Origin of the sequence: Asticcacaulis excentricus CB 48 (assembly GCF_000175215.2) — a bacterium.
Taxonomy (GTDB): Bacteria; Pseudomonadota; Alphaproteobacteria; order Caulobacterales; family Caulobacteraceae; genus Asticcacaulis; species Asticcacaulis excentricus.
The window spans coordinates 1-26452 of sequence record NC_014818.1; the positions used below are offsets into that span (position 1 = coordinate 1).

At 62.1% G+C, this 26452-nt stretch carries 21 protein-coding genes; 15 read left to right on the plus strand and 6 right to left on the minus strand.

Going from position 1 to position 26452, the window contains the following annotated elements; translation table 11 throughout:
- Positions 1 to 260: 260 nt before the first annotated feature.
- The 4 genes from ASTEX_RS17510 to ASTEX_RS17525 all read left to right on the plus strand — a co-directional run bounded on the left by ASTEX_RS17510 (position 261) and on the right by ASTEX_RS17525 (position 4326).
- A complete protein-coding gene (locus ASTEX_RS17510; RefSeq protein WP_013480970.1) occupies positions 261 to 1679 on the plus strand; it encodes an alkaline phosphatase in 1419 nt (472 codons plus the stop codon).
- A gap of 69 nt (positions 1680 to 1748) precedes the next feature.
- A complete protein-coding gene (locus tag ASTEX_RS17515) occupies positions 1749 to 2693 on the plus strand; it encodes an NAD(P)/FAD-dependent oxidoreductase (protein WP_013480971.1) in 945 nt (314 codons plus the stop codon).
- Positions 2683 to 3855 (plus strand): FAD-binding domain-containing protein, encoded by a 1173-nt coding sequence (locus tag ASTEX_RS17520; protein ID WP_013480972.1) that lies wholly within the window; start codon positions 2683 to 2685, stop codon positions 3853 to 3855. Before ASTEX_RS17515 ends, ASTEX_RS17520 begins: the two co-directional genes overlap by 11 nt.
- Before the next feature lie 15 nt (positions 3856 to 3870).
- Complete coding sequence (locus tag ASTEX_RS17525; RefSeq protein WP_013480973.1) at positions 3871 to 4326, plus strand: DUF3429 domain-containing protein; 456 nt, start codon at positions 3871 to 3873, stop codon at positions 4324 to 4326.
- 3 nt (positions 4327 to 4329) lie between these two features.
- Here ASTEX_RS17525 and ASTEX_RS17530 read toward each other — a convergent pair whose 3' ends face one another.
- A complete protein-coding gene (locus tag ASTEX_RS17530) occupies positions 4330 to 5382 on the minus strand; it encodes a pyridoxine 5'-phosphate synthase (protein ID WP_041659716.1) in 1053 nt (350 codons plus the stop codon).
- 216 nt (positions 5383 to 5598) lie between these two features.
- Here ASTEX_RS17530 and ASTEX_RS17535 point away from each other — a divergent pair, with 216 nt between their 5' ends.
- The 3 genes from ASTEX_RS17535 (at position 5599) to ASTEX_RS17545 (ending at position 9444) form a co-directional block, all read left to right on the plus strand.
- Positions 5599 to 6903 carry an ABC1 kinase family protein gene (locus ASTEX_RS17535; RefSeq protein ID WP_013480975.1) on the plus strand — a complete coding sequence of 435 codons (1305 nt, stop codon included), beginning with the start codon at positions 5599 to 5601 and terminating at the stop codon, positions 6901 to 6903.
- Positions 6904 to 7027: 124 nt separating this feature from the next.
- Positions 7028 to 8950 carry a methyl-accepting chemotaxis protein gene (locus ASTEX_RS19550; protein WP_013480976.1) on the plus strand — a complete coding sequence of 641 codons (1923 nt, stop codon included), beginning with the start codon at positions 7028 to 7030 and terminating at the stop codon, positions 8948 to 8950.
- An 83-nt stretch (positions 8951 to 9033) separates the two neighbouring features.
- A complete protein-coding gene (locus ASTEX_RS17545; RefSeq protein ID WP_013480977.1) occupies positions 9034 to 9444 on the plus strand; it encodes a hypothetical protein in 411 nt (136 codons plus the stop codon).
- 7 nt (positions 9445 to 9451) lie between these two features.
- Here ASTEX_RS17545 and ASTEX_RS17550 read toward each other — a convergent pair whose 3' ends face one another.
- Both ASTEX_RS17550 and ASTEX_RS17555 read right to left on the minus strand, forming a co-directional pair.
- Positions 9452 to 10636, minus strand: coding sequence for an MFS transporter (locus tag ASTEX_RS17550; protein WP_245532588.1), 1185 nt, complete (start codon positions 10634 to 10636; stop codon positions 9452 to 9454).
- 113 nt (positions 10637 to 10749) lie between these two features.
- Entirely contained in the window at positions 10750 to 12747 is a 1998-nt protein-coding gene (locus tag ASTEX_RS17555; protein ID WP_013480979.1) for a sialate O-acetylesterase, read from the minus strand.
- A gap of 254 nt (positions 12748 to 13001) precedes the next feature.
- Between ASTEX_RS17555 and ASTEX_RS17560 the strand changes: the two genes are divergently transcribed.
- The 4 genes from ASTEX_RS17560 to ASTEX_RS17575 all read left to right on the plus strand — a co-directional run bounded on the left by ASTEX_RS17560 (position 13002) and on the right by ASTEX_RS17575 (position 19950).
- On the plus strand, positions 13002 to 16160 hold the full coding sequence (locus tag ASTEX_RS17560) for a TonB-dependent receptor (RefSeq protein ID WP_013480980.1): 3159 nt from the start codon (positions 13002 to 13004) through the stop codon (positions 16158 to 16160).
- A gap of 15 nt (positions 16161 to 16175) precedes the next feature.
- Positions 16176 to 17282, plus strand: a complete 1107-nt coding sequence (locus ASTEX_RS17565; protein ID WP_013480981.1) for a LacI family DNA-binding transcriptional regulator — start codon at positions 16176 to 16178, stop codon at positions 17280 to 17282.
- Between the two features lie 13 nt (positions 17283 to 17295).
- Positions 17296 to 18990, plus strand: coding sequence for a glycosyl hydrolase family 28-related protein (locus ASTEX_RS17570; protein ID WP_013480982.1), 1695 nt, complete (start codon positions 17296 to 17298; stop codon positions 18988 to 18990).
- Positions 18991 to 19095: 105 nt separating this feature from the next.
- Positions 19096 to 19950 carry a hypothetical protein gene (locus tag ASTEX_RS17575; protein ID WP_013480983.1) on the plus strand — a complete coding sequence of 285 codons (855 nt, stop codon included), beginning with the start codon at positions 19096 to 19098 and terminating at the stop codon, positions 19948 to 19950.
- A 193-nt stretch (positions 19951 to 20143) separates the two neighbouring features.
- On the opposite strand, the gene ASTEX_RS17580 is transcribed toward ASTEX_RS17575, so the two are convergent.
- The 3 genes from ASTEX_RS17580 to ASTEX_RS17590 all read right to left on the minus strand — a co-directional run bounded on the left by ASTEX_RS17580 (position 20144) and on the right by ASTEX_RS17590 (position 22127).
- The gene (locus ASTEX_RS17580) at positions 20144 to 20755 is read right to left on the minus strand and encodes a hypothetical protein (protein WP_013480984.1); all 612 of its coding nucleotides are present in this window, start codon (positions 20753 to 20755) and stop codon (positions 20144 to 20146) included.
- An 11-nt stretch (positions 20756 to 20766) separates the two neighbouring features.
- On the minus strand, positions 20767 to 21396 hold the full coding sequence (locus ASTEX_RS17585) for a DUF2490 domain-containing protein (RefSeq protein ID WP_245532589.1): 630 nt from the start codon (positions 21394 to 21396) through the stop codon (positions 20767 to 20769).
- Positions 21397 to 21536: 140 nt separating this feature from the next.
- The gene (locus ASTEX_RS17590) at positions 21537 to 22127 is read right to left on the minus strand and encodes a hypothetical protein (protein WP_013480986.1); all 591 of its coding nucleotides are present in this window, start codon (positions 22125 to 22127) and stop codon (positions 21537 to 21539) included.
- 161 nt (positions 22128 to 22288) lie between these two features.
- On the opposite strand from ASTEX_RS17590, the gene ASTEX_RS17595 reads away from it, so the two are divergent.
- Genes ASTEX_RS17595 through ASTEX_RS17610 form a run of 4 tightly spaced genes read left to right on the plus strand, consistent with a single transcriptional unit; the run spans position 22289 to position 26447 of the window.
- A complete protein-coding gene (locus ASTEX_RS17595) occupies positions 22289 to 23395 on the plus strand; it encodes a sensor histidine kinase (protein ID WP_013480987.1) in 1107 nt (368 codons plus the stop codon).
- A gap of 10 nt (positions 23396 to 23405) precedes the next feature.
- A complete protein-coding gene (locus ASTEX_RS17600; RefSeq protein ID WP_013480988.1) occupies positions 23406 to 24062 on the plus strand; it encodes a response regulator in 657 nt (218 codons plus the stop codon).
- A complete protein-coding gene (locus ASTEX_RS17605; RefSeq protein WP_013480989.1) occupies positions 24059 to 25993 on the plus strand; it encodes a sensor histidine kinase in 1935 nt (644 codons plus the stop codon). The genes ASTEX_RS17600 and ASTEX_RS17605 overlap by 4 nt, the downstream gene beginning before the upstream one ends.
- 10 nt (positions 25994 to 26003) lie before the next feature.
- Entirely contained in the window at positions 26004 to 26447 is a 444-nt protein-coding gene (locus ASTEX_RS17610; protein ID WP_013480990.1) for a response regulator, read from the plus strand.
- Positions 26448 to 26452 lie beyond the last annotated feature (5 nt).

Below are 26452 nucleotides of genomic sequence, written 5' to 3' on the forward strand. Positions count from 1 at the left end.
TAAAGCGTAGCGCGGAAAAAGGAAGCCGCTCATTCGAACCGGCCGCAGGCTCACGCACGACCAAACGGGGAGCACCGCTTTAAAGCCCGTGTCTGCGGTCACCGGGGGCCCAAACGCCATCGCACTAGACAGCAACCAAAGTTGTCATATAAATACGCAAAAACCACCGAAAAAGGTCTGACCAATTGTGCAGGCCTTCGGTTATCCCTTCAACGCCTGGCCCAACACCAATGCGGTCAAGCCTCCAGGTCCGGTTCCCAATGAAATCCCTGCTCGCCTGCCTGTCCCTGTCCGTTTTTTTCGTCGCCCCAGCTATGGCAGAGGCCCCGGCCCCGCTGACGCCGGAGCTGCGTGGCGCGCTGGCCCGCACGCCCAATACCCAAAAAGCGCGCAATATCATCCTGTTCATCGGCGACGGAATGGGCATCAGCTCGGTCACCGCCGGCCGAATTTTGGCGGGTCAGACGCGTGGCGTGGATGGGGCTTCTTATCGCCTGACTTTTGAAGGCCTGCCTTATACGGGCCTGTCCAAGACCTATTCGGCGGACAAGTTTGTGACCGACTCGGCCAACGGCATTTCGGCCATCACGACGGGCGTCAAGACGATCAATGCCGCCATTGGCGTCGATGCAACGGTAAAAAGCAATGACTGCGCCTCATCACTGAAAGGCCGCGTCCCGACGATCGCCGAAACCCTGAAAGCACAGGGCAAGGCCACGGGCATTGTCACCACGGCCGGCCTCACCGACGCCACGCCGTCCGGAGCTTATGGCCACGTACCAACGCGCGGCTGGCGCTCGGATGCCGAATTGCCCGCCGAAGCGAAACAGGCCGGATGTATCGACCTCGCCCGCCAGATGATCGAAGCCCCCAAGGCGGTGCGCCTTGATGTGGCGCTGGGCGGTGACCGCGCGCGGTTTTTGACGACCGCGCAGGGCGGCAAGCGCCAGGACCGCGACCTTACGGCCGACTGGCGCAAGTTGCCCGGTTCCGTGGTGATCACCGACAAGGCGGAGCTGGCTGGCGTCGATACGAAGGCCACAAAGACCCTGCTTGGCCTGTTTGCCGATGGTGACCTGCCCTCGGTCGTCGATCACAAAGGTCAGGGCTCGACACCCACTTTGGAAGAGATGACGCGCATAGCCATCTCGGTGTTGTCGCAGAACAAGGACGGTTTCTTCCTGCTGGTCGAATCCGCTTCCATCGACAAATGGCACCACGAAAACAACGCCTACCGCGCCCTGACCGATGTCGATGAGCTTGATAAGGCGGTGAAGGCGGCGCTGGAAATGACTGACGCCAGCGACACGCTGATCATCATCACCGCCGACCACAGCCACGGCCTGACGCTCAGCGCCGGATCAACGCGCAATGAGCCGATTTTGGGGCTGGCGCGCAAGAACGGCGCCAATGAGCCGGACAAGAACGGCCTGCCGCGCCTGACGCTGAACTATGCGACCGGCCCCGGCGCGCGCCCGGCGGGCAGCCCCCCTCTGACGGAAGAGGAGGCGTTATCGCCCGACTTCCATCAGTTGGCTCTGACGCCCATGTCGAGCGCCCAGCACGCCGGCGAAGACGTGCCTGTCTATGCCTCTGGCCCGTTTGCGCACCTGCTGACAGGGACGGTGGAATCGACCTTCCTCTATCAGGTCATGCGTTACGCCGCAGAAAAGCGCTAGATCATTCCGCTCAAGCGTGAAGCAACCCGGCCCGCTGATCCACGAGAAAGACCTGATCGTAAAGAGGTTATGTCACAACGTATCGGGATTATCGGGGCCGGGATCAGCGGCCTGGCGGCAGCGCAGCGCCTCATTGCCACGGGCTATGCCGTAGATATATTCGATAAGGGGCGCGGCCCCGGTGGGCGCATGTCAACGCGCCGCGAGCGGATTGACGATGCAACGTACCTGTTCGATCACGGTGCGCAATATTTTACCGTACGTGATCCGCGCTTTGTGTCTCAGGTCGATGCCTGGACCCACGAAGGACTAGCGGCGCGCTGGCCAGACGCCGGGCCCGATGCCTTTGTCGGCACGCCGATGATGTGTTCACCGCTGGCCGCCCTGTGCGAGCCTTTTGGAGTGCGTTTCGCCACACGCATTGAAGGCATCATCGGGGCACCCGGCGCGTGGCACCTCACAGCCGAAAACGAGACGTTTGGCCCCTATGCACAGGTGATTGTCGCCATTCCCTCCGAACAGGCAGCGAGTCTGCTCGCGTCTTGGGCACCGGACTTTGCGCAACTGGCCCTAAAGAATGTGTCTCAGCCCTGCTGGACCACGATGGTGTCTTTTGAAGAAGACCCGCGCGACCTTGCGCCCGTAATGCGGGTGCAGGGGCCGGTACTGGCGTGGGTCGCTAACAATGCCTCAAAGCCCGACCGTTCGGGGGGCAGCGCTTGGGTATTGCAGGCGACACCCGACTGGACGGCGGCCTATATCGACCTCAGCCGCGAAGACGCTGCCGCGCCGATGTTCGCCGCATGGCAGGCGCTGGTGAGCCATCCCCTGCCGCAGCCCGTGCTGCTCAAGGCGCACTTGTGGCGCTATGCCCGCACAGGCGAGGGTGTGGACGGTTGTATTTACGATAAGGCGCTGTGTCTGGGTGTCTGCGGCGACTGGTTGAAGGGACCGCGCGTCGAAGCGGCATGGCTGTCCGGCCTCGAACTGGCGGAGGCCCTCCTTGCCGCCTGAAGGGCTTACGCGTGCGCAGGCACTTGAGCGTCTGGAGGCCTTCCTGCCGCGTGCCGGAAGCGCCTACGCCCGCGATCGCAATATCGACCCCGGTCCCAACGACACCGGGCACGTGTCAAAACTCTCCCCCTATGTGCGCCACCGTCTGATCGGTGAATGGGAGCTGGCCCGCGCGGCCGAAAAAGCGCACGGTGCCGCCGCCAGCAAGTTTATCGACGAGGTGTGCTGGCGATCCTACTGGCGCGGCTATCTGGAGATGCGCCCGGCGCTCTGGGCGAGCTATGTTGATTATCTCCTCAGCGATGAGGCCGAAACGGCGCGTCAGACAGATACCTACTGCGCGGCGGTGTCCGGGCAGACCGGCATCGACGCGTTCGATGTCTGGACGGCTGAGTTGATTACGACGGGCTATCTGCACAATCACGCGCGCATGTCATTTGCCAGTATCTGGGTGCACACGCTGCGTCTGCCCTGGCAATTGGGCGCGGCCTTTTTCCTTGAGCATCTCCTCGACGGCGACGAAGCGGCCAACACCCTGTCATGGCGCTGGGTCGCCGGCTTGCACACGCCGGGCAAGGTCTATCTGGCCTCAAGCGAAGCTATAGACACCTGCTCCGCCGGGCGTTTCCGCCCCACCGGTCTGGCGCACACAGCCGCCCCGGTACCTATGGAACCTCCTGTTTCCCTTTCGCCCTTAGCGGGTCCTCTGGCCACACCGCGCGAGCCCTCTGTGCTGCTGATCACCGCCGAAGATCTGGGGGCCGATGGCTTCCGGCTGGGCGATATACGCCTTGCCGGCATCGCGGCTTATGTCTCCGGTAAGGCACCGGTCGGCGCAGCCATCGCCGCCACCGCGCAGACATTGGCAGAGCAGACGGACACAGAGGTCCGCTTGTTTGACACCCCGGACGAACTGGCGGCGGCTGTGGCAGCGTTCGGTGCCGGCAGCCTCGTCACCAGCCGCCTGCCCATCGGGACGACGCGCACGGACCTTCTGCATCTCTTGGGTCGCATGGACGTTCCCGTCCGACTGCATGAGCGCACCCGCCTCTGGGACGCGATCGCCTGGGCCGCCGCCAGCAGGGGCTTTTACGCCTTCCGCCCCGTGATTGCGCACCTCATGGCGCTCACCGACCCCGGCGGGTTTCAGGACAGGCTCTAACCGGGAGACCGAACTATGGACGCTACTCTGTCGAAACTGGACACCCGCTGGGTTACTGCGCTTACGCTCGCCGGCGGCCTGCCGTTCATAGCGGCTGTCCTTATGGCCGCACTCGGTGTACGCTTGCTCACCCTGAGCGGCCCGGACATCGCCATCACCTATGGGGCCGTGATCGCGTCCTTTTTGTGCGGCCTGCACTGGGGCCTTGTGCTGGGGGGACGAGCTCAGGCAACGTGGCTGCTAATCCTAAGCAATGTCCTTTGCCTTCTCGCATGGTCAGGGCCGCTTCTGGCCTTGTCCGGTTGGTCAGTGGCCGCATTAGGCGTTCTGATCGCCGTTTTCTTGAGTTTGCTGGCGGTCGACAACATCCTGATGCTTCGGGGCGGGTTGTCGGCTGCGTTTTTCAGGTTGCGCGTGGTCATAACCAGTCTCGTCGTCGCGTGTCTGCTTACGGTGGCCCTCCTCGCATGAGCCTCAGCCCGCGCGCCGCAAAGGCGTGCCGGAGCGGCCCGGAGCCTCAGTCTGACGCAGATGTTTGATGAGCGTAATCCCCGCAAAACTGGCCGGCAAGTTCGCCGCGAGCGCAAGCGCCTCAAGACGCGCTAACGGCAAGGCCAGAAGACGTTCTGCTGCATAGAGCTGTGGGTCCTCCAGTTGAGGCAGGGTCTCACAACAAAACCGTTCAAGGCTCTCTTTTAGCTGCGTATCATCCATACCAGCGACACGCTCAGCAATGCGTTTGTGTCTCTCGGCCGAAGCATCATCTCCTATGCCCGCCCCAGACATGCGTTCACGTAAGGTCTTGACTGCCGCAGACAGCCCCACGTTCAGAGCTTCAGGCATCAGCCGCCGTCCGATATTGACCTGCCGGAAACTGCGCGATCGCGCCAACACCACAAGGTCAGCAGGCCGCAGCCCGCCACCGAGATGCACCTCAACACCGTGACGATGGAGATAGCGACCCAGGCTGAGCACGTGCGACAAGGCATCAAAGGCTCGGTCGATATCAAGGCTGTGCAGGCTGGCCGCCAGATGCGACATATCAAGTTCCACCGCAAAAAGACCGTAGCGAAGGGCCTGTTCCGCGGCCTCCAGCGTCGGTTCCAGCGTGACAAACAGCGCACTTTCGCTGTCCTTGAGCGTCTTTTGGACCTTCTGGATGTGGCCTATATGGGATTTGAGGAAGAGGCTGGTGCTCGTCCATTGGCCGACCTTCGCTTCGCGCCCCAGATAGATGCGGTCGGCCTTGAGGCGACGCGCGCGCTCAACGTGGTCATGGGCCGTGGTCACCCGCAAACAGAAGTCTCTGTGCCGTTCGCCGCAAACGGCCGCCATGCGCGCCAGGTCGTCATCCGAGATCAGGCCATGATCGGAGGTCAGGTGGATCATCACCCCTTCGGCCCCGCCTTCGATCACACTGTCGGCCAGCCGTGACAGGTCAACGGTTTCGCCGACGCCGAGCCCCGGTAGAAGCGCCGCACTTTCAAGACTGACGGCCAGTCGGAGGCCGGGCTTGGATCCCAACATGAAAATCTCCGTATACCACGCACCACGCACCACGCAACCTCCCGCGGCTCGTCTGGTTTACGTCTGGGTGCAGGGGCCCGATGACGGCCAAAATGTCGCAGGGCACAGTGGTCTTCTTGCGCGCCCCGCGCATCCATCACCACCTGTAGAACGTAAATCACCTGAACCCGGTGCTCGCTTATGTCCGCAAAACCGCCAAGCCTGAGACCCTCCGCCATGCCGGCTGGTGCCGCCGCACGCCTGTTCGCGCTAGGCGGGCTGGCCGCATCTGGCCTGGGCCACGTGGTCAAGGAAAGCGCCAGACAGATGTCGCGCGGACAGAAGCCGGAGCTCGCCAGCCTGTTGTTTGATGAAACCAACGGCCTTCGCGTGGCGGATCAGCTGGCGCGGATGCGCGGCGCGGCCATGAAAGTGGGACAGATTCTGTCGATGGACAGCGGCGACATCCTGCCGCCCACTTTCACTCAGGCCTTGAGCCGCCTGCAGCAGGAGGCCCACATCATGCCGCGCGACCAGCTGGAGCGCGTCTTGCGCAGCGCATGGGGCGATGACTGGCGTCAGCATTTCGTGCGTTTTGACCTGACGCCCTTTGCGGCAGCGTCGATAGGTCAGGTGCACCGCGCGCAACTAAAAAACGGCGAGGCGCTGGCCATCAAAGTTCAGTTCCCGAACGTGACGAAAACCATAGATTCCGACGTCGCCAATATCGCCGGGCTCCTGAAACTGCTCGGTGTGGCGCAGAAGGTGAAGGATCTGCCGGACCTCATTGAGACGGCGCGCGTTCAATTGCACGAAGAGGCGGATTACCTTCGCGAAGCCGCCCACATGGCACGCTACGCCGACGCCCTGTCCGACGACCCGACCTTTGTGGTGCCGCGCGCTCATGCGCCGCTTCTGCGTCCCAACATCCTGCCGATGGATTTCGTCGAGGGCGAGCCGGTCGAGACGCTGCTCACTGCGCCTGCCGCCACACGTAATCAGGCGATGGAGACACTGTTTGGTCTGGTGCTGCGCGAGCTGTTTGACCTGAGGCTGATGCAGACCGACCCCAACTTTGCCAACTTTAAATGGCGGCCGCAAACGGGGCAGGTGGTACTTCTTGATTTCGGTGCCACGCGCACTATTCCCGAGACCACGGTGGAGGCCTATCGCATCCTGATGGAGGCGGGCCTCAACGAAGACCGCGAAGGGCTGATCGTGGGCTTAAGCGAGATCGGGGCAGTCAATGAGGCCGTCCTGACCGCACACCGCGCGCGCCTGAACGCCATGCTCGACATCATGATACAGCACCTGCGGCGGCCGCTACTCGATCTGGCGGATCGCCGTTTCGTACCGCTGATCCGTGAGAAAGCGCACGAAATCGCTATGGATCAGACAACCTGGCAAAGCCCGCCTGCGGATACCCTGTTTGTGCAGCGCAAACTCAGCGGTATGGCGCTTTTGGGGGTGCGCATGCGCGCGACCCTCCCCTTGCGTGGCATGGTGGCTCAGGCGGTAGGTTCAAAATTATCACACCCCTAAAGCGAATGACGCGCCTCCTGGACATGCCCTTGATAGCGAGCATGCACAATTTATAGGTTTGTTAACCCCACTCAAAGAATGATGTTATTCCACAAATACGCGTAAGCGATACATCCGAGGGAACATGCGTCTGAAACTGGCAAATCTGCCTCTGGCGGGGAAATTCATCCTGATCGTAGCCGCTATGGCCGTTCCTCTATCCCTCATGACCGGCCTTTTCGTAGTGAGCGAAAAGTCTATGATTTCCTTCACAGAAATGGAACGTGAAGGCGTGAGCTACATCCGTCCCCTGTGGGCTGCATTGGCAGACCGTACGGCCCTGACGCTCAATGAGACGCCCGGTTTTGCCCCTACAGCCGATTTTCAAAGCGCCCTCACCGCGGTAAAATCAGACGGCGGAAACGATCCCCATCTTCTGGCCACCCTCATAACGCGCGCAGCCGATGCGAGTAATTTGACGCTCGATCCGGACGTTGACACCTACTATCTCCAGTCGAACGCAACCGTTACCCTGCCTCAGATCGTTGCCTTGAATGACGACCTTTCGCGCGCAGTAAAAAGCCTTACGAAAGCCCCTAACACGTCGGACCTCATCGCCTTTGAAATCGCGGGCGCCAAACTGGATGCGGCCAATGACACTTTGGCATTCAATCTGTCGTCAGCCCTTTCGGGCACGAAAAGCAAGACGCTGTCAGCAAGTCTGGAAACCCCGCGCCTGCGTCTCAAGGCGGCGACACAGGTCTTGACCGAGTCGCGGGAGGCGATATCAAACCGTCTGCAGCAGGGACAGGCGGTTGACGCGCAGGCGCAGGCGCAATTCTACGAAGCCCAGACCCGCTTTCATCAGGCCGTTGTAGCGGTCTGGCAGGTGACCACCCAAGACCTTGACCGTTTGCTTCAGGCTCGCATCCAGTTTGTGTGGAAAGAACTGATCAGCATGCTGAGCCTTGCCGGTTTGGTGGCGGCCCTATCGATAGGACTGGCGGTTTACGTTGCGCGTCAGATGTCTTCGCAACTGGTCGCACTGTCGCGCGTCATGGGCCAGCTCGCAGAAGATAACCTCGCCTCAGACGTCGTGGCCACGGCTCAGAAGGACGAGATCGGGGCCATGGCGCGCGCTATCCTGGGCTTCCGCCAGGTCCTTATTGACCGCAAAACCCTACAGGCTGAGCAGGAGGCCACGCGGGTCGCGAGACAGGCCCGGCTGGATTATGAACGCGACCTCATCGACCGGTTCCGAACCCGAATGGCCGTTATGGCCAGTGATCTGGTGCGCTCATCCGAGGAGCTTTCGGCCGCAGCCCAGACCCTTTCAGCCTCGGCCGAAGAAACCACCCGACAGGCCTCTGCCGTCAATGAGGCAGCCAGTTCCGCCTCCAGCAATGTGCAGACCGTGGCCGCCGCAACTGAAGAGATGAGCGCGGCCGTTATGGAAATCTCCAGTCAGGTGCGTGAAACCACCTCGGCCTCGAAGGATGCGGCGACTATCGCTCAGAAAAGCCAGTCCGAAATCCGCGCCCTGGCGACGGCCGCGGCGGGTATTGGCGAAGTCGTCAGCCTGATCAGCAGCATCGCCCGGCAAACCAATCTTCTGGCGCTCAATGCCACTATTGAGTCTGCCCGTGCCGGTGAAGCGGGCAAAGGCTTCGCAGTGGTCGCCACAGAGGTCAAGGCGCTGGCCAACCAGACCGCGATGGCGACTGATGATATCTCGCGTCGCATCGAAGAGATTCAAGACGCCACAAACGCCTGTCTGTCCGCTATTAATGAGATTGCGCTGCGAATTGACGACGTCGCTGACCGCAATGGTGCGGTCGCGGCCGCGGTGGAGCAGCAGGGCATGGCCACTCAGGAAATCGCCTCCAACACCCATCAGGCTGCCTCCCGCACCCTGTCGGTAACGGAAAACATCTTCGGCGTAGAGACGGCGGCTGAATCCACCGGTGCGGCGTCTGTTCAGTTGCTGGGCCTGTCCCAGCACCTAACGCAACAGGCCGAAACGCTTGATGCTGAATTTCAGACATTTGTGCGGGCGCTGGCGGCCTGAGTCACCAGCGTCAGGTTTGAGTAGACAAGATCGCAGTAATCAGGCCTAATCGTGCCAACGATTGCACAATCGAGGGGATGAAGATGGGGCCCGATCCGCACACCGCCGCTGCCGCGTGGCAGCACGCCCACCCGCTGACCATGGTGATGATTTCCAGCACGATCTCGCTGATCGTGGTCAGTCTTATCGTGCTGATCCGCTGGGGCGTCAGCCACAAGGCGTGGGCCTTTCACCCGGAGGGGCCGCGCGGTTTCCTGAAAGACGAATGCGTGCGCTGGGGGGCGATCCTGCTGCCCTATCTGGTGCTGTCGATCGCGTTCAAAGTCTTCATCTATGACCTGCACCCGGAATGGAACCGCCCGGAGGTATGGGTAGGTTTCGCTATCGTGGCCATTGTGGGCCGCCGTCTGCTGGCACGTCACCCCTTCATAAAGGCCATGGGTCGCCACATTGATCTGGCCAAGGCGCAGGCCAAGGCTGCGGCCAAAGGCTGAGCCGATTTTACGCTTGGGCCTGAGAGGCATAAACCCGCGACAGGTGCAAAACGCCGACCGCCGCCAGATAGACCGTACCGGCGACAAAGAATATCAGGCTGTAAGAGCCGGTATACTCCAGCACCACGCCTGAAAACAGCGCCATTAGCATAGCGCCCACCGCCCCCGCCGCCCCGCCAAGGCCGACGACGCTGCCAACCACCTCCGGCGGGAAAAGGTCCGACGGCACGGCCAGCAGATTGGCCGAAAAAGCCTGATGCGCGGCGGCTGCTACGGCCACGATCACGACTGACAGCCATAGCCAGGGACTGAGCGGCACCGCGACCAGGGGCAGGATGACCAGCGCGCAGGCGAGCATCACGCGGCTGCGCGACTGTCCGACACTGAGGCCACGCGCCATCAGACGCGCCGAGGCCCAGCCGCCGATGATGCTGCCTAAATCGGCCAGCATAAAGATCAGCAATAAAGGCACGCCAAACTGCCGCAAATCCAGACTGTGGGTGCGATAAAGAAAGTCCGGAAGCCAGAACAGATAGAGCCACCACACGGGCACGGTGAGGAACTTCACCACAATATAGACCCACGCGCGCCGCGTCCGGATCACCTGCGCCAGTGCGGACCAGCTGGGCGGCGCTAAGGGCCGCGGTGCCTCCGCCGTCTGTGGCCGCTTATACATTCTGAACCACAGGAGCAGCCATAGAAAGCTGACAAGGCCTGTGATCAGAAACGCCCCGCGCCAGCCATAGGTCTGGGTGAGCCATGGCACGAGCGCCAGAGTGAGCAGAGCCCCGGAGGCCGAGCCGGCGTTAAAGAGGCCAATGGCCAACGCGCGTTCCTGCGCGTGGAACCCCTCGGAAATCGCCTTCAGACGCGCGGGAAAGGTGCCGGATTCGCCCACCCCCAGCAGAAAGCGGATCAGACCAAACTGCGCGGTTGTGGTGGCCAGCCCCAGCAGGGTGTGTGCCGCTGCCCATAAGGTAAAGGCCCCGGCATAGCCCAGCCGCGCGCCGACACGGTCCATCAGTGGCCCGAAGGTCAGAAACCCCACCACAAAGGCCGCGTGAAAGGCGATCACCACGCTGGAATAGTCGATTTCAGACCAGCCCAGTTCGGCCTGCATCATCGGTTTGAGCAGGCCAAACATCTGACGGTCCATATAGGTCAGGCAGGAGGCCACAAAGATGAGGCCCACGACCCGCCAGGGTCGGCGCCGCGCGCCCGTTTCCATCGCTTACCTGTCCCGTCTTTTGTTTGCCTGATCATGGGGCAAAGACGGGGCCTTGTCACGCACGGGCAAGCCACCCCTTATAAGCCGGGCGGCATAGGCAGGCTGAAGGGCACGACCGGCAGGCCGCTCTTGCCATAGAGATTAACCGGCGGTGAGCCCTGCCAGGCGTAGCGCACCTGACGCGCGGACGCGTCGGCGGGAAGGCGTACGGTGTCGCCCTCGACCTGCGCCGGAACGAAGCGGCACTTGCCCGCGGTGTCGCACAGCTCAAAGGTCGCGGCTTCGTGCGAGCCGTAGGCGATCAGGCTGCCGCCCGTATCGGTAAAACGCACGCGGATTGCGTCAGGGGCGGCTTCGGCCTTAACCGGTGACGGCGCGCGCAACAGCGGACGACCATAGGCGACACGCAGCATCTCAGTGCCCAGACGCGCCCCGACCTCATCCTTATGCGCCGGGTGAATGTCATAAGAGACGCCGAGATCGATCAGGACAGCAAGGCCCATGTGCGGGTCCTTCGCTACGGTCAGGCGCTGCGCTTCCCGCAGCCTTGCCCAGTCATTGTCGCCCGGCACAGCACTGCGCGGTCCATAGCCCGGCAGTTGTGCGATGATCACCGGCAGGGCTGGATCGTGGAAAAACGACCGCCACGAGGCCGCCCAGCCGTCCAGCAGCTCCGCATAGGTCGCCGCCTCGGCCGTATTGGTTTCGCCCTGATACCAAGCGATGCCTTTCAGCGCAAAACCGTCGAGCGGGGCGATCATGCCGTTCCACAACATGCTGACGCCACGCGGCGCGGCCCACGGCACGAAGGGCGGCGGCGTCTTCCAGTTGCGGCGCTCTGACCCGGTCTGATAGCGCCACGGCCCGGACAGATCGACCGAAGGCGCACCGCTCAACTCAAGGTGCAACTCCCCCGCCTTGCCGATCAGCCCGCCGGCTCCGCGCTCATCGAGCACGCGGATAACGATGTGATTGCGCCCGGACCTGAGAAGTCCCGCGGGAAGGGTGTAGGCGCGGGGTTCACTGCCCAGCAGCGTTGCGCCGACCACATGACCGTTGACCCACACCTGATCGCGCTCATCAATTCGCCCCAGCCGCAGGATGGCGGGTTTGCCCGCCTGTTCCGCCGTCAGCTCGACGCTATGTCGATACCACATCAGGCCATCAAAGGCGCGCAAAGCCGCGATGCCGGAACGCTCCCATGTGCCGGGCAGCGGCATTTGGGGCCATTGACGATCATCAAAAGCCGGGGTGTGCCAGTTAGCGGCGGCGGTATCGGCGGTTTTGGCCCAGGCGTCCGTCGCCGCAATCAGCTCCGCCGTGGCCGCCTTTGGATCGCTAGCAAAAGCATTCAGGCGCTTGATATCGGCGGCATAGTCAGGGCGTTGGCCAAGAACCGCCGGAGCCATCCAGTCTTCGATCGAGGTGCCACCCCACGACGACTGCACCAGACCGATGGGAGCCCCGGTATTGGCGGCAGCCATAGTGCGCGCCATATGCCAGCAGGCAGCGGAAAAGCCCGGCAGAGTTTCCGGCCCGGCCAGCGCCCACGCCTGTTCCGGCGTTACAAAGCGCTCGGCGCGTGGGCTGGCTGTGCGCTTGACCTTGAACAGGCGAACGGGCTTGCCCTCCCCCTCTTCAGCCGTGCGCTTGGGGTAGGAGGTATCGCCGACCGACAGGTCCATGTTCGACTGACCCGAGCAGAGGAAGACATCGCCCGCGACCACGTCTTTTAGCGCCAGGCGGCTGCCATCCGACGCGCTTACCTCTAATGTGCCGCTGGCCCCGTCCGTAACCGGCGGCAAGGTGGCGCGCCATTGCCCACCGCTATCCGCTTTGGCAGTGACCGAGGCGGTCCCAAAGCGCACGGTGATCGTGGTCCCGGCGGGCGCATCGCCGCGCAGGCTGACGGGCTTTCCGCGCTGAAGCACCATATGATCGCCGAACAAAGGGTCAATTTTGAGCGCGTTTTGCGGGGCCTGTGAGGCTTGTGGGGCTTGGGCACTGGCGGCTGAGGTCAGCGCCATAAGGCCCGCCCCGATGGCCGCAGCCCGTCGGGCGGTCTTCCTGATCATGCGTGTCTTCCTGTGTTCACTCTTGTTTTGCCCAGCTGCGCACAGACGCAGAGGTTTGCCCAGAGTTATCCGGGAAGGTAAGCAAAAAAAGATACCGGTGTCTATTTCAATCCCGGATCTACGACTTAAGTCGAACACCTTTCTTTAAAGACAAAGGATTGAGTGTCGGATTCAAACTTGACACCGGTATCGGATTCGATTTACGCCATACCCATAGCCGGGCGTAGATAAAAAAAGCCCGCGGAGGAACACCCATGATGCCATCTTTCCTGACGGGCGCCCGGCCCTTCAAGGCGGCCTGCCTATCAACCGTCGCCGCTTCCGCCCTTACCCTTCTGGCCGGGCTGAACCCCGCCATGGCCCAGACCAGCCAGGCCGCAGAGCCCGCCACCGCTAACGACGGCGTCGAAGTCGTCGTAGTGCGCGGTATTCGCGGGTCGCTGAATGACGCGCTGGAAATCCGCCGCAAATCGGATGTCATCCTCGATGGGATCTCCGCCGATGATATCGGCTCGACCCCCGACCTTAATCTGGGGGAGGCACTGCAACGCATCCCCGGCGTGCAGATCAACCGCTCCGACGACCGCCGTGACGCGACGATCAGCGTGCGCGGCCTGCCCAGCGAATACACCAAGACGACCGTGATGGGACAAAGCATCGCCGCCCCGACTCTGGGTACGCGCGGATCGGGCAATCCGTTCGGCATCTATGACGCTTCGATCTTTGGCGGGGCCGATGTGGTCAAATCCTTCTCGGCCGACATGCCGGCGGGGGGGCTGGGCTCGGTAGTCAATCTGCGCATCCGCCCGGCCCTGTCGCGCAAGGAAGGCGGCGTCTTCCGCGCCGAAGCGCAATGGGAAGAGACCACGGCCAAGCTCAACCCCGCCTTCTTCGTCACGGGCTCGAAGAAGCTGTCACCGGATTTTGGCATCTACGGCACCCTGTCCTACTCGCGCCAGCTGTTCCGCCGCGACACCATCCGCATCAATGCCTATACGGCCTATACGCAGGCCCGCCTGACGCAGTTGGCGGCGGGTAATCCCGCCTTCGCCATTCCGGCCACCACGGACGGCGTCGCCAATCAGGTCGTCTATCCATCCGAAGTGCGGCAGTATTCGCGCACCTCCGACGGCTATCGCCTGTCGGGTGCCGCGGGCTTTGAATGGCGCGTCAATGACGCCCTAAATGTGCGCCTCGATGCGATTGCCACACGCCGCGATCTGGATGAGGCCAATCTCGACATCCTCACGGCCTTCGCCTCAGACACGACCGGCATTGTGACGCCGCTCAGCAATCCGGTGAAGGTCGGGCAGTTCGACCGCGGATCCGACGGCACCATCGAAAACGTCTATGTGGTCAACAAGGTTCAGGCCAGCGACGTACAACTGCCCATTGGCAACCGCGGCATGCCGTCAGTTGACGAAAGCTTTGCCCTCTATCCGCAGATCAACTTCCGCACCGGGGCCTGGCGCATTGATGCCATTGGCACCCTTTCCGAAGCCTTGGGCACGCGCGATGAATACCTCTATGAGCAACGTGTTCAGCCGACGACGGGCCGCACCGACACCAATGGCGACGGCATCGACGATACGACCAATGGCATCACCGCCGTGCTTGATACCGGCCTTGGCGATTACAGGAACTACCGCCTCGATCTCAACCTGCCCGCGCGACTGCTGAACGTCGTGGGCCCCTATACGGTCAGTGCCGGCAATGCCATTCAGGCGCGCAATGGTCTGCGCCCGGAAAACGTCGTCTTTACCGCCAGCGGAGCCAATCATCGGGTGCGGCGTAGCCTCTATGCGCTGGACCTAAAGGCGGTACGCGAACTCGATTTCGGCCCCATCACCAGCATCGAGTTCGGCGTCTATTATTCGAAGGAAAAGGCCCGGCAAATCTATCAGGAAAACGCCAATCTGGGCCTTCAGCTGAACAATCTGACCAACGACATTTTCAAGCTGAACGATGCAGTCACCAAGGGCGGCAACTTCTTCGGCTCAGGCGCGCCCCATGCCGAAATTGATAACTTCTGGTCGGTCGATTACCGCCTGATCCAGCAGCAGATCTTCCCGGTGCTTAACACCGTGCCAACCAATGTCGGTTTCACCATGACGGCGGCGCAACTGGCCACCTTCTTCCCGGAACTGACGCCGGCGGCGCGCAACCGTATCACCTATGCAAAAATCCTTGAGCTGGCCCCGCGCAACGAATTGTCGGGCATGATCCAGCGCTTCCCGCTCAACCGCGTGGCCGGTCAGAACTTCCGCGCCTCGCGCGAAAACCTCGAAGCCTTTGCCCTGACGCGTTTCGACTTTTCCGAAGTGATGGACCTTAAGGTGCGCGGCAATCTGGGCCTGCGCTACGTCAAGGCCGACCTGTCGGGCCTGATCGAGGATCAGGCGCTGAACTTCTATCAGGCGCTGGGCTTCACCAGCACCGACTTCCGACCCGGCTACTTCCTGCCGCCGGAGCCGGCCGGCGGCAGTTATGATGCGCTTTTGCCGTCGATGAACCTGATCGTCGATCTGACGCCCAAGCTGTTGGCGCGCGCCGCCTATTACGAGACGTTTGAAGCCTTTGATATGGTGGAGTTTTCACCCGCTCCTACCCGCGTGTTGGAAAATGTCGATCCGGATACGGGCGAGTCGCTCAGCTCCATCCGCATCGACATGAACCGCTTTGACCTGAAACCGCGCAGCTCCAAGGCGTTTGATCTGGGCCTGTCGTGGTATAATCGCCGGGGCAATGTGGTGGCGCTTGGCTACTTCCACAAAAAGATCGAAAACAATATCGTCCTGCAGAACAACTACTGCCCGGTGGGGCAGAGCTTCAGCGCCGAGGGTCAGACCTTCGGGCCGCTCTATGTCGATGGCACGGGCTTCTGCCGCATTCAGCAGGGGGCCACGACCGACCTCGGCAATCAGCGCATCACGATTAACCGCACCATCAATGACCCGAACGCCATTACGGTCGAGGGCTTTGAATTCCAGGTTCAGCAGGACTTCTCCTTCCTCCCCGGCCTCTGGAAGAATTTCGGCATGGTCTTCAACGCCACTAAGGTCACCTCCAGCGGGGCCAATGGCTCCAAGCTCTATGGCGTGGCCGACAGCACCTACAACCTGATCGGCTATTACGAAGACGACAAGTGGCAGGCGCGTCTGGCCTATAACTACGCGTCCGATATCCTGCTCGAAGGCGGCTCGACCTTTACCGGCTCCTCCAGCCGCGTGCGGCCGCGCGGTCAGCTCGACTTCTCCGGTGCTTACACGCCAAATGCCACGACGGAGGTGCGCCTTGAGGTCTATAACCTCACCAATTCGCGGCGCGAGGAATACGAAGGCGTCGAGGCCTTTAACCGCGTTGCAGATTACGACGGCATCACCTATTCCCTCAGCGTAACAAAGAAATTCTAAACAGGCGTAAACAGCGTGGACGACACCAAACGGACCCCGGCCCCCAAGGACCGCAACGCGGCCCCTCTTGGCCCCTCTGTGCGCAAGCCGGGGTCAGCCCTGACCATTACCGATGTCGCCGAATTTGCCGGGGTATCGAAAAAGACGGTCAGCCGTGTGCTTAATCGCGAACCGATGAAGGCCACCACGCGGGCAAAGGTCGAGGCCGCGATCGAGACTCTGGGCTTTGTGCCCAATGCGCAGGCGCGCGCGCTGGCCTTTCGCAAGAATTTTGTGATTGTGCTGTTCATCCACGACTCGACCTCGCCCATGGCCATGACGTTTCAGCGCGGCGTCCTGTCGGCCATTGGCGACAGCGAGCTGGCTCTGGCCGTGCGACCGGTCAACCGCGAGTCGCCGGAACTTCTGAGTGAGATCGAGACTTTTCTGGCGCGTCAGAAACCAATGGGGGCTATCTTCCTGCCGCCCTTGTCCGAGCGCGACGATATTGGTGAGATGTGCCAGAGGCTGAACGTCAAATATGTGCGCGTCGGCTCGGCCCAGCTCGATATGATGTCTCGCAGCGTATGGTCGAACGACCGCGCAGCGGTGATGGACGCGGTGCGCGACATCGTCGCCCTCGGTCATAAGCGCATCGGCTTTGTGCGCGGCCCCAAAGGCTTCTTGTCGGCGCGGGAGCGCGAAGCGGGATTCCGTCAGGCGCTGGCGGCGGCCGGGGTCACCCCGGACGAAACGCTGTTTGCTGACGGACGCTATACGTTCGACTCTGGCCTTGCCGCCGGTGAGACCCTGCTCAGCCTGTCGCAACCGCCGAGCGTGATTTTCGCCAGCAATGATTCCATGGCCGCCGGCGTGGTGCGGGCGGCGCATGAAAAGGGGCTGAGGCTGCCGCACGACCTGTCGATTGTCGGCTTTGACGATGGACCGGTCGCTGTGCAGCTCTGGCCAACCCTGACCACGGTCCACTGGCCAGTGATCGAAATGGGCGTGCTGGCCGTGCACAAGCTGGTCCCTGAAACCCTGCCAGTGGGCGAGGACCCCGCGGCCCTGCCCTCCATGGTCGCCTCGTCCCTGATACGTCGAGAGTCTCTGGGGGAGTCTCCAGACGCACCCGCCCGATGAAAGGAATACCGCCATGTCTGACACGCCCTCCCGCCGCGACACGCTGCGCCAACTGTCTGCCCTCGCGGGGGCGGGCCTGACGGGCATGGGGCTGTCGGGTGAGGCCCTGTCGCGGACGCCGTTTACGCGTACCCACACCCTGCCCTCGCTGAAGGGGCTACCTGACTATTCCTACGCGGGTTACGGCTTCGGCGTGGCGCCGATTCCGTCTGAACCGGGCACGGTCATCGACGTCAGAAGCTTCGGCGCGAAGGGCGACGGAGAGACCGACGATTCCCCGGCTGTGCGTGAGGCGCTGGCGGCGGCGCACAGGGTTGAAGGGAAGGTAACGCTGCGCTTTCCGGCGGGACGCTTCGTCCTGACCGAGGTGCTCCGCATCGAACGCAGCAATTTTGTCTTTGAGGGGGCCGGACAGGACGACGAAGGCACCACACTCTATTTCCCGCGCCCGCTGCGTCTGGTGGACGAAACCCAGACCCTGAAAGAACTCCGCGAGTATATCCGTAAGGAAAACAAACGGCAGGTCGAAAAGGACCGCAATATCGACTACTGGTTCAGCGAATATAGCTGGAGCGAAGGTTTTATCCGCGTTGGGATTCCCGGCGTGCGCTACGCTGAGTACCTGCCGGAATACGACACGCCGCCCGACATCGTGACCGCCGGGGCTTCGGGCGCTAAATGGACGCGGCAGCTGGAGGTGGCTGACGCTTCGGGAATCACGCCCGGTCAGATCCTCCAGATCCAGTGGTTCGCCGACAAGGGCCGCGACAGTGCCATCCTGCGCTCGCTCTATGGCGACACCACGCGCACCCTGGGGCAACGTCACTACGACAATCCGGCACGCGCCCTGATCAGCCAGACCACCCGTGTCATTTCGGTCAAAGGCAGGCGGCTGGAGTTGGGGGATCCGTTATTGCACGCCGTCTCGGCGGCGCAACCGGCGCGCCTTGTGCGCAGGGCCTTTCTGACCGATGTCGGCATTCAGGGCCTGCGCATCGAATTTCCCGACGCGCCCGCCTTCGGCCATCATCTGGAAGAGGGCTATAATGCCATCGCGCTCAATGAGATGTTTGACGGCTGGGTGCGCGACGTCACCATACACAATGCCGATTCCGGCATCCTGACCTATGACAGCGCCAGCCTTACCCTTAGCGGCATAGCAACGACCGGAGCGCGCGAAGCCCACTATTCGGTACACGTCGGCAATGCCCACAATGTGCTGGTCAAGGACGTGCGGGTCGCTAATCCGGTCGTTCATCCTTTAAGCGTCAATACGCAGGCAACGCGCGCCGTTTATTCGCGCGCCGTCGTCCTGATGCGCGGCCTGATCGATCAGCATGCCGGGGCCAACCATGAGAACCTGTTTGACGCCGTGCGTCTGCACATCCGCCCCAAAAAAGCGGACGGCGTCTGGGTGCACGACACTTGGGCCGGGGGCGGCGCCCCCTACTGGCAGCCCAATCACGGTCTGCACAACTCAACGTGGAACCTCGAAGTCGTGATCGAAGGTGGTGCGCCGTGGAGCGCCGAAGTCACCCTGCGCGGTCTGAAACAGGGGATCGGGGAAAACGTCATCGGCGTCTATGGAAACCGCCGCCTGAGCGTGATCTATCCCGACGCCGCGCGGATCGAGGGCATCAATGTCTGCATCGAAGCCGCCCCCTCCCTCTACGATCATCAGCTGGCGCAGCGACAGACGCGCACATAAGGAGGGCATCTCAAGAAATCCGAAGACGAGGTCACGACGTACCAGAGGCACATCGCGATGATTGAACGTGCGTTTTGGATAGACCTCTAACCTTATGGAATTCTTATGAAAACGCTTGCACTCACCCTGCTTTGCGCGCCCGCTCTTGCGTCCCTGTCTCTGGCGTCTGTGGCCCATGCCGGGCCCGTGGATTCCGGGCGCTGGGCCGTCAGCGGCAGCATTGGAACTGAAGTCCCGGTTTCCGGCGATGTCCACGGCGGCACAACGACGGGTCAGATTCCGCTGGCAACCATTGCCTCGCTGCGCGATGCCGGCGCGCCAGCCCTGCCCACTGCCCTGACGGCCACCGGCAATGCCGGTCAGTTGCGCATTCAGTCGCGTGGATTCGACGATATTTACGACAACGCTACGGCGCTGAACTTCGAAGCCACCTATGGCATTGGTGATGGTCGCGAATTGTTCGGCAACTTTGAGTATGTAAAGGCCGATGAAGGCTCGACACAGGTCGGCACTGCCGCTGTGGTCAATGGCACCAGCACCGTGGCCGAAGTCCCGGTCTATGGCCGCTTTGGCGAATACAAGGGCATTGGCGTTTCTGTCGGTGCGCGTCAGTGGTTTAACGAAGGCGGCACGTTCGAGCCCTATATCGCCGGACGCATCGGCGTCAGCAAGATCGACGAAATCCGCGCCACCTTCACCATCCCGGACCTGACCATCAATCAGGCTCTGCGCAACGTGCCCTTCTATGACGACACGACGATCCTCACCGCCGGGGCGGAAGCGGGCGTCAGCTATAAGATGTCGGAAAATGTCTCACTGATCGCGGAAACGGGCCTGCGCTACTATGGCAAGCTGGACGGCAATGACAGCGCCGTAGGCGGTCTGGGCCTCGCCTCAATCAACGAAGAAGGTAACCGGCTGGTGGTGCCGGTGACACTGAAACTGCGCGCCGTTTTCTGAGCAAAGCGGCCAATTGTAATGATTGAGGGCCGGACCCGGTGGGTCTGGCCCTTTTTTGATAGTGCAGTTGCATTCAAACCGCGATCAGAGAACCCAACACGAAATCCGACAAGCAAGATGCAGTTGTTTTGAAATTACACTCTAAAACGACACTTTAGATTTATTGTGCGTCCAGACTGAGCTGACAACGCTCCTAATTCAACGCATATCGCGCCTGCCACGCACCCGCTACCTCGGCGGGGGCGACGCCGATAGTCACATCTTCCCCACGGGCTTCTTTCAGGCGGAACAGCCACGGCGTGCGCGATTGTGGCTGATAGGACTGGGCCATGGCGCGGATATCCTCTTCAGGCACCTCGAACACCACGCGCGTAAACTGGCTGCATTCACCGGGCATTTCAAACGCCGGGCAGTAGTCGATCCAGTGTGTCACTGTGCTCGGTTTGACCTTCACAAGGCGGTCACCGATCTGATAGCGCACCTCTGATATCTCACGTCGTGCCCCGCTATAGGTAAGGTCGTGCCAGACCTCCCAGCGTGCCTGACCTGTCTGCCGGTCTATGCGTACCTGAACGTGGCCGTCCCAGATATAGGCCCCATTGGCCGGCCCCGGTTTGCGCGTCGCTTTCACGGTTGACAGAAGAATTGCATCGTCAAGGTGGTCGCCCTTGATGAGGGCGCGGCGTGCAAAATGTGCCGGCTCAAGCTTAGCCAAGCCCTTGGACAGGCGCATGTTTTCGACCGGAGTCGAGTCCGACGGACCAAAGAAAAATGCGGCCATGATGGCCAGATGCGCGACGCTCATACGAAAATCCTTTAAAACTGCGCGGTCAGGCTGAGGCTGAGAATATGATCAACAGCGTCTTCGCCCGGACGGCGCACCCACTGATGAATATATCCCGGCTCAAGGGTCAGGCGGGACGTCAGGGGCACCGATACGCCGACGCTGTTACGCCAGCGCTCAAGGCCCTCGCGTTGTCCCCAGTCCGTGGTGTTGGCGGCCCAGAAGGCCTCGCTCCACACGACACCACTGACTTTTTGAGTGAGCGGCTTGCTGAAGCGAAGCTGCTGACGCAGACGCCAGCCCATATCGTCACGCCCGTCTATCCGCCTTTGCTCCAGACGCGTGCGCCCGTTCAAAACCGCACCGCCCTCAAAGGCCGCTACGCGGTAAGTCAGTTGTTGCCACAGACGGTGTTCATCCGTTTTAGCCGGCCCCGGCGGATTGGTTTGCACGAAGGCATAGCCCAAGCTCCCGCGGGTGGTTGGGCTGAAACCATAACTGACGCTGGGGCGGATAAGATACTGTCCCAGACGCGAGGCGTCATTGTTAAAGCGCTTTTGCACTTCGACCGTAGCAGAGACCTGGCCATTTACCTTGAAATGGGAATGCAGACCACCCCACACGGCAGTGTCTTCGCTCGCCGCGTGAGCGGCAAAAGGCATAAGACAACCAAAAGCGAGCGGCACCAGCCGGGATATGCGAAACATCAAACGGACCTTGAAAGAAAGAAAAGACGCAGGCGGATCAGAAGTCGGGGGGTCAGCGCCTGACCCGCCTGCACACGGCTTAAGTAAGGGGGGTATTACTTAGCCGAGTAGGGCAGGGAGGAATGGTGCAGAACGATGCGCAGCTTGCCTTCGCCGTCCCGGATATAGCCCCAGGTCTTGTCCACCACGGTGACATTGCCCTTCGCGTCGGTCAGGGTGACATTGCCCATCGAAATGGCGCTGTCGCCAGTGATAACGATGCCGGCATTATCGATCTTGAAGCCACGCCAGCTCTTTAGGGCAAAGCCCTTATCGTTTGGGAACTTGGTGTCGCCGCCGACAAAATACGCCAGCGCACCGTCACGGGTCGTGCGGAAGGTTTGCGGGGCCACCGTTAGGGTCGGCTTGAACAGCACCTGGCCGTAATTATAGCCGTAAGCGCTATCCAGCACCTTTTCGGCCAGCCGCTTTGCGGCTGCGTAGCCGTTTTTGTCATTTTCGGTCGAAATCGCGACCAGCGCTTCGCCCCAGGCCTTCTGGGCGGCTTCGACTTCGGCCACAGTGATCGGGGCATAGACGGCCGGGCTGATCTGAGCCGTGTTACCCGCCGCTAGCGCCGGGGCACCCGCGAAGGCCAGCGGCAAGGCCAGAGCCAGACAGGCAGCCTTCAAATTCATCTTTTTCATCGTTTTGCACCTTTCCTCTTCAACCGCCGCCAACATCGTTGCGGCTTGTGAGAAGAAGGTAGGGGCAGACGGGACGGCAGCGCATCCGCCGACTGGCGCGCCTTGCGGCCTAGGCCGGATGGCCTATGCACAACAGGGCTTTCCCGTTATAGAGACAAGCAATGGAAAGCGCCTCTCCCCTGCTGTCTACGCAGATTGAAACCGTCGCCGAACTGCGAGAGCTTTATCGCGCGGCCGAGGCGCGGGCGGCGCGTCTGCGGCTGTTGTCACAGGCCGGGGGTGAGCTGGCGCTGGCCGAGATGACCACGGTCGAGACCGTGCTGCAGGCATGCGCCGGGCGACTGGCGCATTTTCTGGGGCGAGGTAGAGCGTCTATCGCACCACAAGGGCCGGGGCTGGGTCTGCGCGCGCCGGGTCAGAGCGAAGGCACGGCTGCGGCTCCTTTCGCCTTCGTTATTATCGACGGCTTCGCTGATCTGAGCGACATACCGGATAGCGAAGACCGTGAGGCCGTGCGGCTCGTTTTGGAACTGATGGGTGCCACGGCCAGCCGCATCGAGCGTGAGGCCGAACGCGGCCGACTGACCGCCACCCTGCGTGAGCGCGAACAGCGGCTGGAATACGTCGTCGGACGCCTGTTCACAGCGCAGGAAGACGAACGCCGCCGCCTGTCGCATGAATTGCACGATGGTGTGGCTCAGACAGCGACGGCGCTGGTTCGCCTGCTCGAAGGCGGCACGGATCGCGTAAAGGAACCCGTCGCCGGTCCGCAGCGGGCGCGTCTGGCGCAGATTGCGCGCGAGCTGGTGCAGGAAATCCGGGCCATTATCGGCGGTCTGCGCCCCACCCTTCTAGATGATCTGGGTCTGCGCGCCGCCTTGCGCTATCTGGCCGAGTCACTGGAGACGGACGGTTATACCGTGACCTTTGACGTGCCTGTGGGGGCCATGCCCCTGCCCTCCGCCGTCGAAACCGCCCTGTTTCGTGTGGCGCAGGAGGCCGTCAGCAATATCCGTAAACACGCCGGAGGCCCCTGCCCGGTCACCCTGAGCTTACGCGCCGATGCAGATTCGGGCATCACCTTGCAAATAGGCGATGCCGGGCGTGGCCTGAGTTACTCAGAGCCCACCGGCTTGGGGGCGCGGCAAGGCATGCATGTGGGGCGTGAAGTGATGCACGAGCGCATGCTGGCCATTGGCGGACACCTCTTGTGGGAGGCCAGTCCCGACGGCGTCAGCGTTACAGCCCACCTGCCCCAACCTTTGTGAGTGTATCCTTTTGACCGCCGATCCCTTACGCATCCTGATTGTTGACGACCACGCCCTGGCGCGCGAGGGGCTGAAGGCCGTGCTGACCAGCAGCGGATTCAGCGTTGTGGGCGAAGCCGCCGATGGCCCGGCCGCTATTGCCCTGACCGAGGCCTTGTGTCCGGACGTGGTGCTGATGGATGTCCGCCTGAAGGGCGATATGGACGGCCTTGAAGCCACGCGACGCATCGCGGCCCTCGGCCTGGCGGCGCGCGTGCTGATGCTCACCCTGCACGATCTGCCCGCCTATGTGCGTGAAGCTCTGGCGGCGGGAGCGGCAGGCTATGTTCTCAAGGATACCGCTATTGACGATCTTCAAGCGGCCATTGTGCGTGTGGCGCAGGGGCAGACCGCCCTGCCGCTTGATCTCGTCAGCGCCGCCATGCGCGCGCCGGAACCGGTTGAACGTGACCCGACTGCCCTGTCCAGCCTAACCGGGCGCGAGCGCGAAATCGTCCATCTGATCGCCGAAGGCATGACCAATAAGGAGATCGGGCGGTCCTTAGGTATCAGCCCAGCGACGGTAAAGGCGCATGTCGAGCGGCTGATCGCCAAGCTGGGGGTCACAGACCGCACACAGGCGGCGGTACTGGCGTCGCGCCATCTTCCAGCGGGGCGTGAGGCATGAGGCTGGCACGCTTTCTGACCCGCTTCTGGGCCGACCGGCCGCTGGCGCTCAAAGGGCTGGTGGTGGTGGCTCTGCCGCTGGCCATCCTGCTGGTGTCGCTCAGCCTGCTGTTTCAGGCCAGCCATGCCGAAGAACAGGCCGAAGACGATGTGCGCCGCGCCTTCGCCGTGCAGCGCGACACCTATCAGGTCCACGCCCTTCTGGCCGAAGCCGCCGCCGGGGTGCGCGGCTATGTGCTGACACGACAGGCGCGGTTTCTGGAACCCTATCGCAAAGCCGAAGCCGATCTGCCGCCGACCTTTAACAGACTGGACGGAATCATCCGCGACGCCGAAATCCGGCAGCGGTTTGAGCGCATCCGCTCACTGGCGGTGCGCAAACGAGAAGGCCTGCACACTATTGTCGAACTCGCCGACGGTCGACCCGGCAACGGACGCAATACGGCTGAGATCGAGGCCGCGCTGGTATCCAACAAGATCGTGCTCGACGCCATGCGCCAGGAAATCGACCGCATTCAGGTGCGTGAAAACGCGCTTCTTGATCAAAGGCTGCGCCGCGTGGAAGAGGTGCGCAACCGCTTCCTTTTCCTGACGGCCATCAGCGCCATTGTCGGCCTTCTGGGCAGTCTGGCGGCCGTCTATCTGTTCTCGACCGGCATTGTGCGCCGCATCGGCAACCTTGAGGACAATGCCGAGCGACTGGCGCAGGGCGAGGCGCTGAACGACCTGCCGCAGGACGCTGATGAGATCGGGCGGCTGGCGCAACGGCTGACGCGTGCCAGCGCGCTCTTGCGTGGCCGTGAACAGGCCTTGCGCGAAAGCGAGGAACGCTTCCGCCTCGTGATCGAAGAAGTGCGTGATTACGGCATTTTTGCGCTTGATCCCGATGGCGTGGTGACGAGCTGGAACCTGGGGGCGGAACGCATCAAGGGCTGGACGGCACCGGAAATTCTGGGGCAGCATTTTAGCCGTTTCTACCCCGACGAAACGCGCGACTTTCTGCCCGCCCAGATGTTGCAACGGGCACGCGACCGCGGCACGGTAGAAGACGAGGGCTGGCGCCTGCGCAAGGACGGCTCGCGCTTCTGGGCCAATGTGGTGATCACCAGCCTGCACGATGATAATGGCCAGGTGCGGGGCTTTGCCAAGGTAACGCGCGACATGACCGAACGCCGCCGCAGCGAAGAGGCGCTGCGCATGGCGCGTGAGGACGCCATTGCCGCCAATTTGGCCAAGAGCGAATTCCTGTCGCGGACCAGCCACGAACTGCGCACACCGATGAGCGCCATTCTGGGCTTTGGGCAGTTGCTGGAATTGGATGAAGAGACGCTGTCGACGCCGCACCGGGCCGCCGTACAGCAGATCATGAAGGCCGGACGACATCTTCTGTCGCTGATCAACGACCTTCTCGATATTTCGAGCATCGAAGCCGGGGCGACCGATATGTCGATCGAAGCGGTCGATCTGGACGACGTTGTGCAGGAGGTGCACGCACTGGCTGCCCCAATTGTGGCTACGGGCGGGTTGAGCTTCCAGCTTGATGCGGCCGAGCCCGGCCTGATCGCCCAGGCGGACCGGCGGCGGCTGATACAGGTCCTTCTGAACCTGATTGCCAACGCTGCCAAATATAACCGCACCGGTACCTGCGTGCGTCTGGCCTATGGACGCAAGGGCGACGACATTCGCATCGAGGTCGAAGACGATGGCGAAGGCATCGACCCGTCGGCAGCCTCACGCCTGTTCACGCCGTTTGACCGGCTGGGCCAGCAGTCGAAGACGCGAGTCGAAGGCACAGGGCTGGGGCTCGCCTTGTCCAAGCGCCTCGTGGAATCCATGAGCGGCGAGATTGGCTATGAGGCCCCGGCGCAGGGGGCGCGCTTCTGGTTTACACTGCCGGCGGCCTCACCTACATCCGATAAACCAGAGACCTGAGACCACGACCATGCCGGGACACCTGATCGCACCGGGAGACCTTTTGTCACGCCGCATCCTCGTAATCGACGATGAAGAGGCCAATGTGCTGCTGCTAATCGCGCTGCTGAAGCGCGAAGGCTATAATGATGTGCACGGGATTACCGACCCGGCCCGCGCCATGCAAGCCTACATCGACCTCGCGCCCGATCTGGTGCTTCTCGACCTGATGATGCCGGAAGTGGACGGGTTTCAGCTTCTTGAAGCCTTCGGACGCCATGAACGCGCCGATGAATACCGCCCGGTTTTGGTGCTGACGGCGGATACCACGCTTCAGGCGCGCCGACGCGCGCTGTCGCTGGGGGCCAAGGACTTTGTGGCCAAGCCCTTTGATGTGATCGAAGTCGCCTTACGGATTTCTAACCTTCTGGAAACCCGGCTCTTGTACGAGCGCTTGCGTCAGCACAGCGCATAGGGGTT

What these genes read in the sequence shown, in the direction of transcription:
- ASTEX_RS17510 (WP_013480970.1), top strand. Translation starts at nt 261, where the DNA reads ATGAAATCCCTGCTCGCCTGCCTGTCCCTGTCCGTTTTTTTCGTCGCC.
- ASTEX_RS17515 (WP_013480971.1), top strand. Translation starts at nt 1,749, where the DNA reads ATGTCACAACGTATCGGGATTATCGGGGCCGGGATCAGCGGCCTGGCG.
- ASTEX_RS17525 (WP_013480973.1), top strand. Translation starts at nt 3,871, where the DNA reads ATGGACGCTACTCTGTCGAAACTGGACACCCGCTGGGTTACTGCGCTT.
- ASTEX_RS17530 (WP_041659716.1), bottom strand. Translation starts at nt 5,382, where the DNA reads ATGTTGGGATCCAAGCCCGGCCTCCGACTGGCCGTCAGTCTTGAAAGT.
- ASTEX_RS17535 (WP_013480975.1), top strand. Translation starts at nt 5,599, where the DNA reads ATGCCGGCTGGTGCCGCCGCACGCCTGTTCGCGCTAGGCGGGCTGGCC.
- ASTEX_RS19550 (WP_013480976.1), top strand. Translation starts at nt 7,028, where the DNA reads ATGCGTCTGAAACTGGCAAATCTGCCTCTGGCGGGGAAATTCATCCTG.
- ASTEX_RS17545 (WP_013480977.1), top strand. Translation starts at nt 9,034, where the DNA reads ATGGGGCCCGATCCGCACACCGCCGCTGCCGCGTGGCAGCACGCCCAC.
- ASTEX_RS17555 (WP_013480979.1), bottom strand. Translation starts at nt 12,747, where the DNA reads ATGATCAGGAAGACCGCCCGACGGGCTGCGGCCATCGGGGCGGGCCTT.
- ASTEX_RS17560 (WP_013480980.1), top strand. Translation starts at nt 13,002, where the DNA reads ATGATGCCATCTTTCCTGACGGGCGCCCGGCCCTTCAAGGCGGCCTGC.
- ASTEX_RS17570 (WP_013480982.1), top strand. Translation starts at nt 17,296, where the DNA reads ATGTCTGACACGCCCTCCCGCCGCGACACGCTGCGCCAACTGTCTGCC.
- ASTEX_RS17575 (WP_013480983.1), top strand. Translation starts at nt 19,096, where the DNA reads ATGAAAACGCTTGCACTCACCCTGCTTTGCGCGCCCGCTCTTGCGTCC.
- ASTEX_RS17580 (WP_013480984.1), bottom strand. Translation starts at nt 20,755, where the DNA reads ATGAGCGTCGCGCATCTGGCCATCATGGCCGCATTTTTCTTTGGTCCG.
- ASTEX_RS17585 (WP_245532589.1), bottom strand. Translation starts at nt 21,396, where the DNA reads ATGCCTTTTGCCGCTCACGCGGCGAGCGAAGACACTGCCGTGTGGGGT.
- ASTEX_RS17590 (WP_013480986.1), bottom strand. Translation starts at nt 22,127, where the DNA reads ATGAAAAAGATGAATTTGAAGGCTGCCTGTCTGGCTCTGGCCTTGCCG.
- ASTEX_RS17595 (WP_013480987.1), top strand. Translation starts at nt 22,289, where the DNA reads ATGGAAAGCGCCTCTCCCCTGCTGTCTACGCAGATTGAAACCGTCGCC.
- ASTEX_RS17605 (WP_013480989.1), top strand. Translation starts at nt 24,059, where the DNA reads ATGAGGCTGGCACGCTTTCTGACCCGCTTCTGGGCCGACCGGCCGCTG.
- ASTEX_RS17610 (WP_013480990.1), top strand. Translation starts at nt 26,004, where the DNA reads ATGCCGGGACACCTGATCGCACCGGGAGACCTTTTGTCACGCCGCATC.